This is a genomic window from Bradyrhizobium sp. AUGA SZCCT0182, assembly GCF_018130185.1.
Taxonomy (GTDB): Bacteria; Pseudomonadota; Alphaproteobacteria; order Rhizobiales; family Xanthobacteraceae; genus Bradyrhizobium.
Genome location: NZ_JAFCLY010000065.1, coordinates 26962 through 44025 on the forward strand (window position 1 = coordinate 26962; position 17064 = coordinate 44025).

Genomic DNA, 17064 nt, shown 5'->3' on the forward strand with positions numbered 1-17064 from the left:
GCCGCCGGCATCGGTCCAGTCGGCAGGGGTTTGAATTGGCGCTGATGCCCCTGCACCATCGCCAGGAGCGCTACAGCAAACGTAACAGCCATCAAGAGCTTGAACATGAGCATCAGAAGCCGATTGGGTCCGCCAACTCTTCCTGATTCAGTTTTGCCGAATGGCGGTCAATACATGCAGGCGGAGGAGATCAGAACCGTAAACATGTCGAGCTCAAATTCCGATTCCAGGCTCGTTCCAAACCGCTTTAACCATTTGTCCTGTGCCATGTAGGCGACCTTCTCACGCGCCATCGGGCATTCAAACCTGAGCCCGGCAAGATTTTGAAGGTGATGAACCATTTCATGAACCAGGATCGATTGGCCCGCTGGTGACTTTCCGTTCCAGTCGTCGGGGAGAACGATTGTTTTCAGATTGATGTCGTAGACGGCAACGACACGACGCGGAGCTGGTTCATCGCCCACGGCACCCTGCGTCAAGCCTCGCGAGAACGCACGGTCCTCGGCGCGCATCGTTTCAAGCTTCGACTGCGAGACGAAAGCGACGGCCGGATGATCTGCCGCGGCGGGCAGATCAAAGTTCGAACCGAGCCAGGTCACAATTTCATCGAGCAGATCTCTTGTCGCCCGGGTTGCTTCAGACTGAGGCTGAACAGCGGAAGAGTCAGCGGCCACTCTCGCGGCCGGGTCAGCATGACAAGCGGATTGAAAGCAACCAATAAGAGCCGCAACCAAAAGGAATTGCTTGAACATAAGCGCCTCCGGTCTCTGACTTGTTTTTAATCAAATTGCTCTTCTTCAGAGCAGTCGTTCAATATCTGCAACGCTAACACGGGGAACGCGACGCGGCTGTGAAGCCACTCACAGTCGTGTCGCGCGCATCGCGCAACGAACAGCCTTCATCGCACTCTCGCGTGTTTGTGATCGCGAACCGACGCGATGACGCAACAAACACCTTCGGCATGTGAGCCAGATTACGTTCGCATGCGGATTGCAGGCGTAATGAGTTGATGATGATCCAGCGTCGATTGGACCGCAGGCAATGCGCTGTTGCGGACGATGGGGACAGCCGACATGAATCTATCGTTGATCGATTTGTCGTTGATTGACTTTCTCGGCTTCGTGGCAGCGCTCAGCGTTCTCGCGAGCTTCTGCATGACGACCATACTGTCGCTTCGTTCGTTTGCGTTGCTGAGCAACGTGCTTTTTATCGTCTACGGATTGTTGTCTCAGGTTTACCCGGTGTTTTTCCTGCACCTTGTGCTGCTGCCGGTTAACATCACCAAGCTCTGTCGGCTTCAGATGGAAACCAGATCGCTGCCGGACCAGCGCAACGGCATCCAGCGGAACAAATGGCCTGCCCGATGAAACCAGGCAACACCCGCGCCCCGGCGCGAGAAGCCGCAAATTGTCCGCCCGACGGACAAAAGCCCGCTTTTGCATGCTTGCGATGCCCCGCCTTGTGCCGTCCCCCGGTAGACTTTTGCGCCTGCTGACGGCATCCTGCCCCTCGAATTCCAACAAAAACGCGCGTGGCTCCGCCCGCGCCCGGAAAACAAAGGGCAGGACATGATCAAGACGCGGTTCACCGAAATGTTTGGCGTTGAGCACCCGATCGTCCAGGGCGGGATGCAATGGGTCGGGCGGGCGGAGCTCGTCGCGGCCGTCGCCAATGCCGGCGCACTCGGCCTGATCACCGCGCTGACGCAGCCCACCCCGGAAGACCTCACAAAAGAAATCGCGCGCTGCCGCGGCCTCACCGACAAGCCGTTCGGCGTCAACCTCACCATCCTGCCCGCGATCAAGCCGCCGCCTTACGCCGAATACCGCCAGGCCATCATCGAGGCCGGCATCAAGATCGTGGAAACCGCCGGCAACAAGCCGCAGGAGCACGTCACCGAATTCAGGAAGCACGGCATCAAAGTAATTCACAAATGCACCAGCGTCCGCCACGGGCTGTCGGCGGAGCGGATGGGCGTCGATGCGCTTTCGATCGACGGCTTTGAATGCGCCGGCCATCCCGGCGAGGACGATACCCCGGGCCTGATCCTGATTCCGGTGGCCGCCGACAAGATCAAGATCCCGATGATCGCCTCCGGCGGCTTTGGCGACGGCCGCGGTCTGGTCGCAGCGCTCGCGCTCGGCGCCGAGGGCATCAACATGGGCACGCGCTTCATGTGCACCAAGGAAAGCCCGATCCACCAGCTGGTGAAGGAGCGCATCGTCGCCAATGACGAGCGCGAGACCGAGCTGATCTTCCGCACCATGCGCAACACCTCGCGCGTCGCCAAGAACATGATCTCGACCAAGGTGGTGCAGATGGAAAAGGAAGGCGCAAAATTCGAGGATGTGCGCGAACTCGTCGCCGGCGCGCGCGGCAAGATGGTCTATGCCACCGGCGATGCCGATGAGGGCATCTGGTCGGCCGGCCAGGTCCAGGGCCTGATCCACGACATCCCGACCTGCGCCGAACTGGTGTCGCGCATCATGCGCGATGCGGAGGCCATCATCCGCAGCCGCCTCGAAGGCATGATGTCGGGCGCGGCGCGTCAGGCGGCGGAATAAGGCGCGGCTAGCGCCACGAACTCGGTCACCTCTCCCGCTTGCGGGGGAGGTCGGCGCGCAGCGCCGGGTGGGGGCTCTTTCCTCACGAAGACTCTGACTCGCGGCAACACCCCCACCCCAACCCTCCCCCGCAAGCGCGGGAGAGGGAGAAAAAGAGAAGCCCATGAAAGCTTACGTATACGGCGCCAACGGTGCTGAAATCACCGACGTCGCAAAGCCCTCGCCAAAGGGCACGCAGGTGCTGGTCAAGGTCAGCGCCGGCGGCCTCAACCGCGCCGATCTCGGCATGACCAAGGGCCATGTGCATGGCGCGGCCGGCGGCGTCGGCACCGTGCTCGGCATGGAATGGGCCGGCGAAGTCGCCGAGCTCGGGCCTGACGCCAGGGGCGTCAATATCGGCGACAAGATCATGGGCTCGGGCGGCGCGGCGTTCGCGGAATACACGCTGGCCGATCACGGAAGGTTGTTCCGCGCGCCCTCCAACATGAATTTCGAGGAGGCCGCCACCCTGCCCATCGCGCTCGCCACCATGCACAACGCTGTCGTCACCAACGGCGCGCTGCAGGCGGGCCAGACCGTGCTGATCCAGGGGGCCTCTTCCGGCGTCGGGCTGATGGCGATGCAGATCGCAAAATTCAAGGGTGCCAAACTCGTGATCGGCTCCTCCACGGATGCGATGCGCCGCGGCCGGTTGAAGGAATTCGGCGCCGACCTCGCGGTGGATTCTTCTGATCCTGCCTGGGTCGATGAAGTGCTGAAGGCGACGGGCGGCGAAGGCGTCGATCTGATCGTCGATCAGGTCTCGGGGTCGGTCGCGAACCAGAACCTCAAGGCGACCAAGGTCAAGGGCCGCATCGTCAATGTCGGCCGGCTCGGCGGAACCCATGCCGATTTCAACTTCGACCTCCACGCCGCGCGCCGCATCCACTATATCGGCGTCACCTTCCGCACCCGCACCATCGAGGAAGTCCGCGAGATCTTTGACGAGGTCCGGAAAGACATCTGGCCGGCGGTGGAATCGCGCAAACTGCAGCTGCCGATCGACAAGGTTTTTCCATTCGCCGAAATCGGCGCGGCGTTCGCGCACATGGAAGCCAACAAGCATCTCGGCAAGATCGTGGTGACGCTGTAATCTCGTGTCCCGGACGCGGTGCAGCACGCAGTGCTGCTCCGCAGAGCCGGGACCCACGCGCCGATGGACCCCGGCTCTGCAGCGCACCACTTCGTGCTGCGCAGCGTCCGGGGACCGCGGGCCTCAGGTCCTTCGCACAGGCGAACGCAATGACCTCATCCACCCCCCACACCATCCACGACGGCGGCCGCTACTTCGAAGGGCCGCGCTGGCATGCGGGGCGGCTGTGGTTCGTCGACTGCATGGAACGGACGCTGCTCAGCCTTGCGCCCGCAGGCGAATGCCGGCAGCACGCGACATTCGACGACACGCCGTGCGGCCTCGGTGTAATGCCGGACGGCCGGCTGATCGTACTGACGATGTTTCAAAAGCGCCTGCTGACCTTTTCCGACGGAAAGCTGTCGCCCTACGCCGACCTGTCCGACATCGCGACCGGCACGATCGACGACATGATCGTCGACGGGCTCGGCCGCGCCTATGTCGGCGATCTCGGCTTCGACCTGCCGCCGCCGCCGGATCGCGGCGCGCCCGGGCGCATCATCCTGGTGATGCCTGACGGCGCACGGCGCGTGGTGGCCGACGGATTGCGATTTCCCAATGGCATCGCGGTCTCGCCCCAAAACGACCGCCTCGTCGTGGCCGAGATGGATGGCGCCTGCCTCGCCGATTACGACATCGCACCCGACGGCGGTTTGAAGCTTCGCGGGCGCTTCGGCAGCATGAAATCCCCTGACGGCATTTGCCTCGACGCTGATGGCGCGGTGTGGGTCGCGGCCTTCGAGGAGGACGCCTTCATCCGGCTCGACCGCGAGGGCCGCGAACTGCAGCGCATCGAAGTGCCCGGCCGCCGGGCGCTTGCCTGCGTGCTCGGCGGCCCCGAGCGCAAAACCCTGTTCTGCCTGAGCGCCGCGACGTCGTACGAGGAACTGCGGCAACGGAAATCGTCGTCGCGGGTCGATGCGATCGAGGTGGAGATTCCGGGCGCGGGTAATCCCTGAGCGCAGGGCCGCGCACCGAACCAACGTTCAAGCGGGCCTGAAGCGGGATCAAACCACCGGAGTGGCGATTCTGTCCTTGAGCTCGGTGCAGGTCCTGCGGACCTCCGCCGTCATCAGCGAACAGTCCTCGATCTGAACGAAGATGCGCTTGGCCTCCTCGCGGTAGCGGGCTGCGGTTTCCCTCATCTCCAGGGTCACGGCGAGCGCATCGCGGGTCATCGCTTCGCATTGCTTGACGCGCTCGATCAGTTCCGCGCCCATCGACTCGATGTCTTTCGCGGCAGCTTCGTATTCGCGGACAATGGCTTCCGCCGTCAGCTTGCCGATTTCCGTGGCTCCCTCGCGGTGCTCGACATAATCTGGCATCGACCCGGTGTCCGCGATGGACACGGTGGGCTCACGTACCCTTGGCGGCGAGAAAATGGCGGGCCGCGGCTCGTGAACTGGCGGCCTTCTTCGAAACTCGGCCTCGATTTCGCCCTCCAGATCAATGACGCTCGAGACCCGTTCAACTATAGACTGTACCATCACTACTACTCCCTTTGTCCAAAAGTGAGTCTTCGTAATCGAGTTTAATCAGACTCCACCTCTTTGGGCGCTGCGCGCCCGCGCTCTTGCTTGAGGGCGAAGAGAATATCGCCAAAATTCAAGCAGTTCTACTGCAACCGATACCCTTTGTTCACTAAACGTTCCTACTCCTGAATTGCCGACTACGTTGCTCACCTTGGGTTTCGGCGGCACTGGATTTGCAGAAGCTCCTGCATTCCCCGCGAATGCCTTGCAGGCTTGCCGTGACCTTGGCGGCACGCGCTTCCCGGTTGCCGGACACGCGAAACCGCGCCCGACGCTGCCGCCTGGAACCACACCACGGGCAAGACATTGACCTTCCATGAAAATGGCCAAGGCCATCCGTCAGCAGGCAGCCACCGCGGAGCGGGTCGCGGCGAGCGCCGTTGACGCCTATGCCGCCGAACAGATGCGATCGCTGGCGCACGCCTTTCGAGCCCAGGCCGAGATCATCAAGAAGAAGCAGAAGAAAAAGAAGAAGAAATGAGCTTTTCCATCAAAGCCAAGTGCCAGCACGGCGAACTGATCCATCGCAGGAAGACTGCCGAAGCCGCGCTCAAGAAAGCGCGGGAAATGTCGCGAACCGGCTGTTACGACATCTACATCACCACGCCCGAAGGACGCGATTACCACTCGTCCGAGTTCGCGGAGTTGCCTCGCACGCCCAAAGTGCGACCCGTTCGGAAATCGCATCCAACTCACAAGCCGGATACGCCGTGATGTGCCCGATCGATGACTCCGAATCCTTTGGCTCGCCCGCTGCGATGAGGAACCAATAGCCGGCTGATCGATTGGCTGGGAATGATCCGGAGTTCAAACCATGACCGACGACGCCCCCACCCAACCGTTTATCTACGAAGGCCTGGATCCGATCCCCGAATCCAAATCCACGATCGAGGAAGTCTCTGACGCCGTCAAAGGCGCGGCCAGCCGGGTCAGTGACGCCATCGAGACCGGCCGAAAACCCGGTATGCCGCTAAGCATCCTTAGCAACATTGCACGCGAAGCTCCGCTCGGATCTCTCCTGGTCGCCTTCTTGCTCGGCGTCGCAGTAGCCAGGCGACGGTGAGGAGAAAATTCATGGCCGACAAATCGACCTTTACCGCCGACGAATGGAAAACGCTTCTGGAAAGCGTAATGGCGCCCGGCCTTGCCGTAACGGCCGCCGAGCCAAGCGGGCTTTGGGGCCTGCTCCAGGAGAGTTTCGCAAGCGGAAAAATGCTGGCGAAGACGAAGATGGACACGGGCTCCAATCCGCTCATCAAGGCCGTGGTCGATGATTTCGCAACAAGCGAGGGGCGAGCCGTGGCGCGCGACGGTTTGAAGGAAAGCCTCAGCGGCAAAAAGCCCTCCGAGGTCAAGACCGCCTGCATCGAAATCCTGCAAAAAGTCGACGGCGTCCTAAGCGCCAAAGCGCCCGGCGACGCTGCTGCATTCAAGAACTGGTTGCGCGAGATCAGCGAAAATGTCGCCGAGGCATCCACCGAGGGTGGATTTCTCGGTATTGGCGGTGTTGTGGTCAGCGATACCGAGAAGGCGACGCTTGCTGAAATCTCCAGCGCGCTCAAACTGGCGGGTTAGCGCACGTCGGCGGATTGGCGTAGTGTCATCCGGCATCTTGTTTGAAATGCAGCGGCGGACTACGCCTTTGCCCTACGCACTGGTAGTATAACATTCCTGGAGTCAGGCCGGCTTCCGGCGAAGCCATGCAGATCCCGCCCAGGCATCCTGCGTTATGAAGAATCTGTTCGTCGTCTCCCACCCGGAATCTGTTCACCACGTCGAACACCTCGTGGGGGGCTGGTACGATACGGCATTAACCGCAAATGGGCGCGCGGCGGCGAAACTGCTCGCGGAGCGTCTGTCATCGCTCGTCGGTGCTCAGCAAACTGAAATTTACAGCTCTGATCTTCTTCGTTGCTCCCAGACGGTCGACATCGTCGCCGAGCGGATCGCTGGCCCGGTTGTTCGGACGTCGGACCTGCGCGAGATCAGCTATGGAGTGGCCGAAGGCAAGCCGCAAGCCTGGCTCGATGCTCACCAGACCGTCGCCCCGGACGACAACCGCCTCGACCATCGAGGCGGCATCGAGAATGCCGAGACGCGTCGAGAGTTTGCAAATCGCATTTACCGGGCAACCGAGATGATCGTGGGCCGCCCATGCAGCACCCAGATCATCGTGACCCACGGTTTCGCCCTGACCTTCGTCGTCGCGGCATGGATCAAAATGCCGATCGACGCCGCCGGCTACGTAAACTTCGCAAGCAAGCCCGGCAGCATCACCCATCTGCAGCAGGACCAGTTTTGGAAGAGCCGGACGGTGCGGACGCTCGGTGACGTCGCACATTTTGCGGATGGCGGGGATGGGATCGGCAGGGCGGATTAGCGTAGCGTAATCCGCCGTCTTGGTTTGAATGCTAGATAAAGCTAGGCCGCAGCTTAAGAAGAATAAAAAGCATTCGAGCGATTCAAAGAAACCGCTCGAATGCGAGGGCTTTGATGAGAGCGGGAAAGAGTTTGAGAAGGCAGTGAAAAAGGCCCTAACCGTCGGACCCAAATAGTTTGCTGGTTGGATCAGGAAGCGTCATGACATTCCCGCCTCGGAAGAAGGGAATTGTTTTACGCATGAAGTCGATATCCCTCTCACTCATCGCTCTGCAAACGTGCTCTCTGCTCAACAAGAGTTCGAAGATTTCGTTTTTGTATTCTGGGTTGCCTTTCGCTGTACCCGCCGGTTCGCGACCAAGCTTACGATGATTCTCCTACCCGACCGATGGTAACCATCGGCGAGTGCACATCGGGAAAATATTCCCTTCTCACCACGCCTTTCCGCGTGATTAAACGCACTCCAATACTCTCAAGCGAGGCTCAGCAGCCCACCAGCGTCGACAAAATTCCGTTTTCCAGAAATTCCGCTTGACGCCACCCCCAAATCACCTGCACACCTCATCCATCCCGTCCCAATGAGAGGGGCGCTCGCGATCGTCACGAACGTGGGACGGCGTGCGGTGGACGCAGCAGCGTCGCGCGCGATAGGTGGCTGCAGGGTGAGATGAACCTCATGAGCGGCACACGGCGCGCAGGACGAGCGATGCCAACGCCCGAATGGACCTGAAAGCGAAGACGGGCCCTGCCCGGCGAAGCCAAAGGCGAAGACGGGAATGCTGCGTACGGCAAAACCGTGTGGTCCTGGCACCCGTTGCTGGTGTCAAGTTTGCGGAGGCAAGTCGAACCCGACCGGGTCTCGATGAGCCGTCAATTCGCAGACGACGGTGACAAAAAGGAACTCGTTCACCGGGGAGAGCACGGCATAAGCCGTAAAGCCATTGCGCAGGGAATGTCGGATCGCCTCCGCTGCCCTGTATGCTCGTGTGCACTTTCCTTTGTGCAAACCGCACACGAGACCGCGGGTGCAGCGTGCATCCGGCATTCCCTGCGCCCTCTCGACTTGAGAGGGCAAGGATTTCTGGCCAACCTCGGGCGCAATGCGTCGCGAGATCGCGAACACATATCCACGTCGTCCCGGCGAAGGCCGGGACCCATAACCACAGGGAGAAGTTTTGCGAAAAGTCTCTGCTACCGAGGCTTCACCGAGAGATCACGCGGTATGGGTCCCCCGATGCGCAATTGCGCATCTGAGTTCGCCGGGACGACAAGACGGATAAGCCTTCGCATGTCAGCACATTCAACTCGGAACAATTCGCAACAAACCTGCTCCTGCAAACCAGTTGCGACTGGCGCTGTGGATGGGCGCTTGATGTTGACGGACGCCCTGCTAAACCGCCGCTCATGACATTAACTCACGCCCGCGTTTCCAGCCTCAAGACCAACGTCGCCGCGATCTCGATTTTTGCCAGCGCCGGCATGGCCGCGGCGAAATTCGCGGTCGGGATTGCGATCGGCAGCCTGGCGCTGATCTCGGAGGCCCTGCACTCCTCGGTCGACGTGGTCGCGACCATCATCACCTGGCTGGTGGTGCGCGTTTCCGACCAGCCGGCCGATGCGGAACATCACTACGGCCACGGCAAGTTCGAAAGCCTGTCGGCGCTGTTCGTCATTGCGCTGCTCTACGTGCTGGCCGGCGGCATCTTGGTGGAATCCTGGAGCCGCCTGCGCGAAGGCGCCGCGCCGCCGACGCTCTCGGCCGTGCCCTTCGTGGTGCTGGTGATCGACATCGGCGTGAATTTCTGGCGGGCGCGGGCGCTGCATCGCACCGCGCGCGAAACCAAGAGCCAGGCGCTGGCCGCCGACGCGCTGCATTTTGCCTCCGATGTGCTGGGTTCGATCGCCGTCATCATCGGCCTGGTGCTGACCGGCTTCGGCTATGCGTGGGGCGACACGGCGGCGGCAATCGCGGTCGCCGTGATGATATCGCTGCTGGGCTTGCGGCTGGGACGATCCACCATCGAAACCCTGCTCGACCGCGCCCCGGAAGGCGCGGCGGAAAAAGCCACCGTGGCCATCCGCGCCGTACCCGGCGTGGTCGGCGTTGAGCGCCTGCGCGTGCGCATGGTCGGGCCGACCCATTTCATCGACGCCATCGTCAACGTGCCGCGCACCACCCCGATCGACCGGGTCGAGGCGATCAAGCGGACCGCGCAGGCGGCGGTGAGCCAGGCGCTCGGCGATGCCGATTTGACGTTCACCGCGGTGCCGGTGGCGCGCGACAATGAGAGCGTGCGCGAGCGCATCATGGTGATCGCGCGCAATTCCGGCCTCGCGGTCCACCATGTCACGGTGCACGATCTCGGCGGCCGGCTGACGGTCAGCATCGACCTCGAAGTCGACGGCGACATGGTGCTATCAGCGGCGCACGACATCGCCCATGAACTGGAGCGCAGCATCCGCGAGGACTTTGGCGAGGACGTCGAGGTCGATACCCATATCGAGCCGCTGGAGCCGGAACTGCCCCACGGCACCGACGCCTCACCCGAACGGGTGGAAGTCATCAAGGCGGCGCTGGCCGGTTTCGCGGCCAACGGCGCCATCCACGACATCCATAATGTGCGGGTGCGCGACACCGACGCCGGCGAAATCGTCAACTTCCATTGCCGCGCCGCGCCGTCGATGAGCGTCATCAAGGTGCATGAGAACGTCGACGAGATCGAGCGCGCGCTGCGGCGCGCCTTCCCGACCATCAAGCGCGTGATCAGCCACGCCGAACCGCCTTATCTGTGAGTTGGACGTAGTAGTACGGACGCGTTCCTGTTTCGGACTCTTTTTGGAGTCCCCGATTCGCCGTTGGACAAGATTTATTTCATATTAACGAATCGTTGACTCTCGACAGCCCGGGAAAAACGGATTCAAATCGCTGTGATTCGGAAACGACGTGGGGTTCTTCCGAACGATGTGAAAAAATTAATTTCGGCGGGGGTTTATTAGCATGGCGCGCGCGCATGCGGCGAACGCGTGTGTCCAATCCGACTCGATCAAGGGATTGGCGCAATCGATCGCTAAACCGGCTTACCACAGGCTGCTCATCGCCGAGCCGGCGCTGCGACGCGCCGTGCCGACCCTGATCATTGCCTTCCTGATCACGATCTGCCTCGGCGCGGTCGTGCAGGTGATCGACCAGACCCGGCAGAAGCGCGCCGCCATGAAGCGCGACCTCGCCGCCGTCACCGACCTCATGGCCGAACGCATCGATCGCCTCGCCTCCGTCCGGCAGGATCGCGCCCTTACCATCGACCGGCTGCAGAGCCTGCTGCCCGAACTCATTCCCTCCTGGGGCAACGCGGCCGGCCGCCATTTCATCATCACCGGGGTTGAGCATCGCGTGCTGGCGCGGATTCCGGTCGAAGGCCTGAGCGGAAGCGACCGCGTGCTCGACGTGATCTCCACCGCGCAACTGCTCGCCGCGCCGGCTCAGCAGGGCGTCGTCAACGACATGACGCTGCCGAGCGGCAACGGCGCGCTGGCGATTTCGCGGCTGGTCAAGGCGCTGCCCGGCCAGGTCATCGTGATCCAGGAGAAGAGCGATCCGCTGTGGGGATCGGACGCGGCGCTGTCGATGACGCTGTCCGCCACCACCGGCTTCGTCGTGCTGATCCTCGGCTTTGCGTTCCACTGGCAATCGACCCGCGCCCGCGAGGGCGACCTGATCAATGACGCGGTGCGCGGCCGGATCGACACCGCGCTCAACCGCGGCCGTTGCGGCCTGTGGGACTGGGACCTGTCGCGCGGGCGCATTTTCTGGTCGCAGTCGATGTTCACGATGCTCGGGCTCGACTCCCGCAACGATCTGCTGACGTTCGGCGAAGTCAACGCGCTGGTGAAATCCGACGACATCGATCTGTTCGCGATCGCCGACCAATTGATCTCCGGCAAGCTCGACCATATCGACCAGACCTTCCGCATGCAGCACACCGGCGGTCACTGGATCTGGCTGCGGGTCCGCTGCGAACTCAGCCAGGCCGCCGCCGACTCTGGCCTGCATCTGATCGGCATCGCGGTCGACATCACCGAACAGAAGAGCCTCGCCGAGAAAACGGTCGAGGCGGATTTGCGGCTGCGCGACGCGATCGAGACCATTCCGGAAGCCTTCGTGCTGTGGGACGCGGAAGACCGCCTGGTGCTCTGCAATTCGCATTTCCAGCGCCTGCACAAACTGCCTGACTCGGCGGTGACATCAGGCACCTCCTATGAAACCGTGATCGAAGTCGGCAGCATGCCGGAGGTCCGCACCAGGCTGCAGGAGACCGGCGCGCAAGCGCCGGGAGCGCGCACCTTCGAAGCCCAGCTCGACGACGGCAGCTGGCTGCACATCAGCGAACGCCGCACCAAGGACGGCGGCTACGTCTCTGTCGGCACCGACATTACCCGCATCAAGGAACACGAGCAGAAGCTGGTCGAAAACGACGCGCGGATGCGCGCCAACGTGCTCGATCTGAAGCGCTCGCAATCCGAACTGGCCGACCTCGCCGAGAAATATTCGCAGGAGAGGACCCGCGCCCAGGAAGCCAACCAGGCAAAATCAAAGTTCCTCGCCAATATGAGCCACGAACTGCGCACCCCGCTCAACGCCATCATCGGCTTCTCCGAGATCATGGGTAGCGGCATGTTCGGCGTGCTCGGCTCCGACAAATACCAGGAGTACTGCCACGACATCCTGACATCGGGAAAATATCTGCTCGAAGTCATCAACGACATCCTCGACATGTCGAAGATCGAGGCCGGCCGCATGAAGCTCGACATGGAGCCGCTCGACCTGTCGAACATTCTGGCGGAGTCGCTGCGCGTGGTGTCCGGGCGCGCGGAAGACAAGCATCTGACGCTGGACGCCGATATCGAAAGCACCATCTCGGTCATGGCCGACCGCCGCGCGGTCAAGCAGATCTTCGTCAACCTGCTGTCGAACGCCGTCAAATTCACCCCCGACGACGGCCGGGTCACCGTGCGCGGCCAGGTGCTCAGCGATTCCATCGTGCTGGTGATCGCCGACACCGGCATCGGCATCGCGCCGGATTCGCTGCGGCGGCTGGGCAAACCGTTCGAGCAGGTCGAGAGCCAGCTCACCAAGACCTATCAGGGTTCGGGCCTCGGGCTCGCCATCGCGAGATCGCTGACCAGTCTGCACGGCGGAACGATGCGGCTGCGTTCCAAGCTCGGCACCGGAACGGTGGTGCGGATCAAGCTGCCGCGCGAGCCGCAAAAGCCGAGCGCAAAGCTGTCGGTCGCGGCGTAGCCGGCCCTCAAGCCGATTCCAGGGTCGGCGCGACTTCGCGGGCGATCTGCACCAGGGCTGCGATCAGCGGCGTCATCGGATCGCGCTGCGGGATCACCATGCCGATGCTGTAATCGACCACGGGATCGACGATCGGAATGCTGCGGACGGTATCCGCCAGCCCCAACGTCTCCGCCAGCTTCGCCGGCATCACGCTGGCCCAGCGTCCGGTTTTGACGTGGGTATAGAGCACCAGCAGCGAGTTCGACGTCAGCGTCGGCATCGCCTCGGCGCCGACCGACGTCAGCGCGCGGTCGATGATCCGGCGGTTCTGCATGTCCGGCGTCAACAGGCACAGCGGCACCTGGCCGACTTCCTTCCAGGTGACCTGCTTGCGATCGCCGAACATCGCATCGGGCGCGGTCAGCAGGCGGTAGCTCTCGTTGTAGAGCGGAATGGTGCGAACCTTGCCGATCGGCTCGTTCTCGATATAGGTCAGCCCGGCGTCGACCTCGAGATTTTCCAACAGCCCCAGCACCTCGGCCGAGGTGCATGACCGGATCTGGAAACGCACATCGGGATGGCGCGCGCGGAACGGCGTGGTGAGCTGCGCCACCATGCCGAGCACGGTGGGGATTGCCGCCAGCCTGATCTCGCCGGAGAGCTTGTCCTTGAGGCTGTTGATCTCCTGCCGCATGGCGCGGGTGTCGCCGACGATCCGCCGCGCCCAGTCGAGCGTGCGTTCGCCCTCGGGCGTGAAACCCTGAAAGCGCGAGCCACGCTGCACCAGCATGACGCCGAGGATTTCCTCGAGCTGCTTGAGGCTCGTCGACATGGTCGGCTGGGTGACACCGCACGCCTCGGCGGCGCGTCCGAAATGCCGCTCCTTTGCGAGCGCCAGCAATAGTTCAAGCTTATCGAGCAAGAAGGCCTCAGTGAATCTGGTCGGTTAACCCCATCGTCCCGCGGTGACAAATACCACGGCCACCGCTGGACCCATACGTCAAAAGCCGAGCTCCGATACACGGTTTCGGCGCTCATTGGATACTGATATCGCCCGATTTTCAGGTCCTATCGGGCGAGCGGCATGGAACGGGTTCCCAATAATTTGGAACAATTCCAATTCCGATCAGGGCGCGGGGCCGGCCGTCATTTCGCCTGCCCTTTCGCCTGCCCTCGCCCCTTTCGGCCGGAGTGCGACCCACGGCCTCAGGATCGGTACCGGACATTGCCTTGCGCCGCCGGCTGGCCGGAACTATTTATGGTGATCGAACTTCGGCCGACCGACTTGGCCCCGCCCATAGTGCGCGTGACTGACGAGCCTCAGCCCACTCTCGACTAACATCGTCCGGCCCCTCAGCGGGTCTTTAACCGGTGGATGCGATCATCACCTCGTCCATCAACCGTGAGTCATGCCCGGCAGCGGCCGGCATGCGCCAGGGAGCCAAGTACGCACTTCATGTCCGACAAGTCAGACAATGCCGACGCCCAAACCGCCGATGCGCATGACGACATCATGTACCCGTCCGCGCTGCCGTTCATCGTGCTGCACCTCAGCTGCTTTGCCGCGTTCTGGACCGGCATCACCTGGCAGGCCGTCGCGATCTGCGTGACGCTGTACTGGCTGCGCATGTTCGCGATCACGGCGGGATATCACCGCTACTTCTCGCACCGGTCCTATGCGACCAGCCGGCTGTTTCAATTCGTGCTGGCGTTCCTGGCCCAAAGCACCACCCAGAAGAGCGTGCTGTGGTGGGCCGCCAAGCATCGCCACCATCACCTGCATTCCGATACGCAACATGACGTGCATTCGCCGCGCCACAAGGGCTTCTTCTACAGCCATGTCGGATGGATTTTTTACCGGCAACACGACCTGACCGATCTGGTCAAGATCGCGGATTTTGCGGCCTTTCCGGAATTGAGGTTCCTGCACCGGTTCGAACAGCTGCCGAGCGTGATCCTCGCGATCACCTGTTTCCTGATCGGCGGATGGTCTGGCCTCGTGGTCGGTTTCGTCTGGAGCACGGTGCTGCTCTATCACGCGACCTTCTGCATCAATTCGCTGGCGCATGTTCACGGCCGCAAGCGCTACGTCACCGGCGATGATTCCCGCAACAACTGGCTGCTGGCGTTCTTCACCATGGGCGAAGGCTGGCACAACAACCATCACGCCTACCAGAGCAGCGCCCGCCAGGGTTTTCGCTGGTGGGAAATCGACGTCACCTTTTATATCCTGAAGGCGCTGTCATTCGTTCGCGTCGTCCGGGACCTGAAGACGCCGCCCGCCGAGGTGCTGCGCAACGAGCAGCGGCTGGGTTCGCGCGTCATCAATCGCGCCGCCGACGAACTCGTCGCATGGTTCAATCCCGAGCGGATTGCGCTCGCCGTTTCGTCGGCGCTGCATTCGTCCGAATTGCTGGCGTTGCAGGAGACGCTGAGCCAGGCCCGGTCGCAAACGGCCGAAGTACTGGCGTCGTTCCATCCGAGGATTCCCACGCGCGACGAATTGCTGGCGCAGGCGCAGGCCATGTTTGCGCGCACCCGCTCGCTCGACGAAATCGTCGATCGCGCGCACCAGCTCCTGCTGGGCGCGGTCGGCTCGCAGCTGATTGCGGTGCGGGCTTAGGAAAAAGCGGCGGAATGGATTGGGCTCCATTCCGCCTGCGAGCCGTTCAAACCGTCAAAATCCAATGGGGCCGAGCGCCCTGATCGAATCCATAGTCAGATAGCCGGGGAACGGCTTCCACCAATCCGGCGCACCGGAGCCGGAGCCGCCTGTGACCGTGGTCGTCGGCAGCTTATCAAACGCCGATTTCAAGCCGCCTCCACTGATCACCCCCAATTCGTCGATGCTCAGTTCATGATTGACCTTGGTCATGGCAAGTCTCCATCCGTTGGCGCAAGCGATCATCGCTCGTTGTGATTGCAACCTATGCCGGCAAGGCCAACTCTTCCGTGACTGTCGTCACGTGAGCGCCGCGCGGGCCCAGGACAGGCTGCGGGGCCATCGCCCACCACAAAAGCTGGCGGAATAGTTTCCGCCTTCTGTTAGCCTTTGCGCGCAAAAGTTCCGACATCCATGGTGCGCGGTCAAAAACATTTGGCTTACATGAGCACTATTGATTGGCACTTTCGCGTAATAGCGCGCATCCTGCCTTATCACCGCCCTGCCCGTGGCACCCTTCGGTGACTGAGAGTTCGGTAACACTCCCGCCTCAGTTCGAGGTCAGTTCATGGATCGATTGATCCGCGAACGAGATCTCGCTCGCAAAGCGCTGTCGGGAATGACCGACCCAGTGAAACGTCAGCGGCATTGACGCTCTGACGGGCAAGTGAACGTCCGCCGCTACCGCGCGATTTGAAACCAGCTTGATGCGCAACATCGACTGGTGGGCTGCAAGCGATCAACCCTGTTGGAGGATGTCATGGAAACAAGTTTTGGATCAACGTTCCTTGCATGCGGGGGGATATTCGTCCTCTCGTTCGTTGCCATCTGGGCATTCTGGTATGTCGAACGATTGCGCGGATCGAGCGCGCCTCACGTCTAGAGCCACGGGTCTGTCGCTGCGGTGACAATGTGCGAAGTCATTGGCTGTCTCCATGGTTGGTCCGGCAACGGACCACCCGTTGTCGGACCGGCAGCCTCATGTCGGCCGACGATCGCGGCTGTGCGCGCCATCACGGATAAGCGCTGCTTGCCCCAAGGCGCTTCGCCTTCATTGCGCTTCCGATTCAAATTTCAAACAGCCCAGCACGTCGTTGCGCTTCTCAGCTCTCTCCACTCGTCGTCCCGGCGAAGGCCGGGACCCATACTCCGTGACGCTCGTTGTTGCGGAAGGTCATTAATGCCGGCGCTCTTACCGATGGGCCGCGGCGTATGGGTCCCGGCCCCCCGTGCGCAATTGCGCACTAGGCCGGGACGACGCGGATATAGTTTCGCGTTCTCGCGGCGCGGTGCGTCCGAGGTTTGCTATCAAATTCTTCACCCCCAAAATTCAGAGGGCGCAGGGAATGCCGGATGCGCGCTGCACCCGCGGTCTCATGTGCGATTGTGCATAAGAATGCTGCACACGAGCATACAGGGCAGCGGAGAGCATCCGACATTCCCTGCGCAATGGCTTTACGGCTTATAACGCGCTC

16 protein-coding genes are annotated in these 17064 nt (G+C 61.9%); 12 read left to right on the forward strand and 4 right to left on the reverse strand.

All coding sequences use genetic code 11. From position 1 onward, the window contains the following. Nucleotides 1-167: 167 nt before the first annotated feature. Nucleotides 168-752, reverse strand: coding sequence for a DUF6647 family protein (locus tag JQ611_RS38770; protein WP_212468486.1), 585 nt, complete (start codon nucleotides 750-752; stop codon nucleotides 168-170). A gap of 333 nt (nucleotides 753-1085) precedes the next feature. Between JQ611_RS38770 and JQ611_RS38775 the strand changes: the two genes are divergently transcribed. The 4 genes from JQ611_RS38775 to JQ611_RS38790 all read left to right on the forward strand — a co-directional run bounded on the left by JQ611_RS38775 (nucleotide 1086) and on the right by JQ611_RS38790 (nucleotide 4694). Beyond that, on the forward strand, nucleotides 1086-1367 hold the full coding sequence (locus JQ611_RS38775) for a hypothetical protein (RefSeq protein WP_212386796.1): 282 nt from the start codon (nucleotides 1086-1088) through the stop codon (nucleotides 1365-1367). Nucleotides 1368-1568: 201 nt separating this feature from the next. Next, on the forward strand, nucleotides 1569-2564 hold the full coding sequence (locus tag JQ611_RS38780; RefSeq protein ID WP_212468488.1) for a nitronate monooxygenase family protein: 996 nt from the start codon (nucleotides 1569-1571) through the stop codon (nucleotides 2562-2564). Nucleotides 2565-2727: 163 nt separating this feature from the next. After that, nucleotides 2728-3696, forward strand: a complete 969-nt coding sequence (locus JQ611_RS38785) for a zinc-binding dehydrogenase (protein ID WP_212468490.1) — start codon at nucleotides 2728-2730, stop codon at nucleotides 3694-3696. A gap of 149 nt (nucleotides 3697-3845) precedes the next feature. After that, entirely contained in the window at nucleotides 3846-4694 is an 849-nt protein-coding gene (locus JQ611_RS38790; protein ID WP_212468492.1) for an SMP-30/gluconolactonase/LRE family protein, read from the forward strand. A 48-nt stretch (nucleotides 4695-4742) separates the two neighbouring features. Here the strand turns inward: JQ611_RS38790 and JQ611_RS38795 are convergent, their stop codons facing one another. Then, nucleotides 4743-5060: a hypothetical protein gene (locus tag JQ611_RS38795; RefSeq protein ID WP_249133808.1), complete on the reverse strand. Its 318-nt coding sequence runs from the start codon at nucleotides 5058-5060 to the stop codon at nucleotides 4743-4745. A gap of 523 nt (nucleotides 5061-5583) precedes the next feature. Between JQ611_RS38795 and JQ611_RS38800 the strand changes: the two genes are divergently transcribed. The 7 genes from JQ611_RS38800 to JQ611_RS38830 all read left to right on the forward strand — a co-directional run bounded on the left by JQ611_RS38800 (nucleotide 5584) and on the right by JQ611_RS38830 (nucleotide 12945). After that, on the forward strand, nucleotides 5584-5748 hold the full coding sequence (locus JQ611_RS38800) for a hypothetical protein (protein WP_192734771.1): 165 nt from the start codon (nucleotides 5584-5586) through the stop codon (nucleotides 5746-5748). Further along, on the forward strand, nucleotides 5745-5981 hold the full coding sequence (locus JQ611_RS38805; protein WP_192734329.1) for a hypothetical protein: 237 nt from the start codon (nucleotides 5745-5747) through the stop codon (nucleotides 5979-5981). The genes JQ611_RS38800 and JQ611_RS38805 overlap by 4 nt, the downstream gene beginning before the upstream one ends. 100 nt (nucleotides 5982-6081) lie before the next feature. Beyond that, nucleotides 6082-6330: a hypothetical protein gene (locus JQ611_RS38810; protein ID WP_212263795.1), complete on the forward strand. Its 249-nt coding sequence runs from the start codon at nucleotides 6082-6084 to the stop codon at nucleotides 6328-6330. Between the two features lie 11 nt (nucleotides 6331-6341). Further along, nucleotides 6342-6842, forward strand: a complete 501-nt coding sequence (locus JQ611_RS38815) for a hypothetical protein (RefSeq protein WP_212386810.1) — start codon at nucleotides 6342-6344, stop codon at nucleotides 6840-6842. Between the two features lie 154 nt (nucleotides 6843-6996). Continuing rightward, nucleotides 6997-7647 (forward strand): histidine phosphatase family protein, encoded by a 651-nt coding sequence (locus JQ611_RS38820; protein WP_212386813.1) that lies wholly within the window; start codon nucleotides 6997-6999, stop codon nucleotides 7645-7647. Between the two features lie 1403 nt (nucleotides 7648-9050). Then, the gene (locus tag JQ611_RS38825; RefSeq protein ID WP_212468494.1) at nucleotides 9051-10439 is read left to right on the forward strand and encodes a cation diffusion facilitator family transporter; all 1389 of its coding nucleotides are present in this window, start codon (nucleotides 9051-9053) and stop codon (nucleotides 10437-10439) included. 205 nt (nucleotides 10440-10644) lie between these two features. Further along, entirely contained in the window at nucleotides 10645-12945 is a 2301-nt protein-coding gene (locus tag JQ611_RS38830) for a PAS domain-containing sensor histidine kinase (protein ID WP_212386820.1), read from the forward strand. A 7-nt stretch (nucleotides 12946-12952) separates the two neighbouring features. Here JQ611_RS38830 and JQ611_RS38835 read toward each other — a convergent pair whose 3' ends face one another. Then, a complete protein-coding gene (locus JQ611_RS38835) occupies nucleotides 12953-13849 on the reverse strand; it encodes a LysR family transcriptional regulator (protein ID WP_212205530.1) in 897 nt (298 codons plus the stop codon). Nucleotides 13850-14383: 534 nt separating this feature from the next. Between JQ611_RS38835 and JQ611_RS38840 the strand changes: the two genes are divergently transcribed. Further along, the gene (locus JQ611_RS38840; protein WP_249133809.1) at nucleotides 14384-15550 is read left to right on the forward strand and encodes an acyl-CoA desaturase; all 1167 of its coding nucleotides are present in this window, start codon (nucleotides 14384-14386) and stop codon (nucleotides 15548-15550) included. Between the two features lie 54 nt (nucleotides 15551-15604). Here the strand turns inward: JQ611_RS38840 and JQ611_RS38845 are convergent, their stop codons facing one another. Continuing rightward, nucleotides 15605-15802 (reverse strand): hypothetical protein, encoded by a 198-nt coding sequence (locus tag JQ611_RS38845; RefSeq protein WP_212468496.1) that lies wholly within the window; start codon nucleotides 15800-15802, stop codon nucleotides 15605-15607. Nucleotides 15803-17064: the final 1262 nt, after the last annotated feature.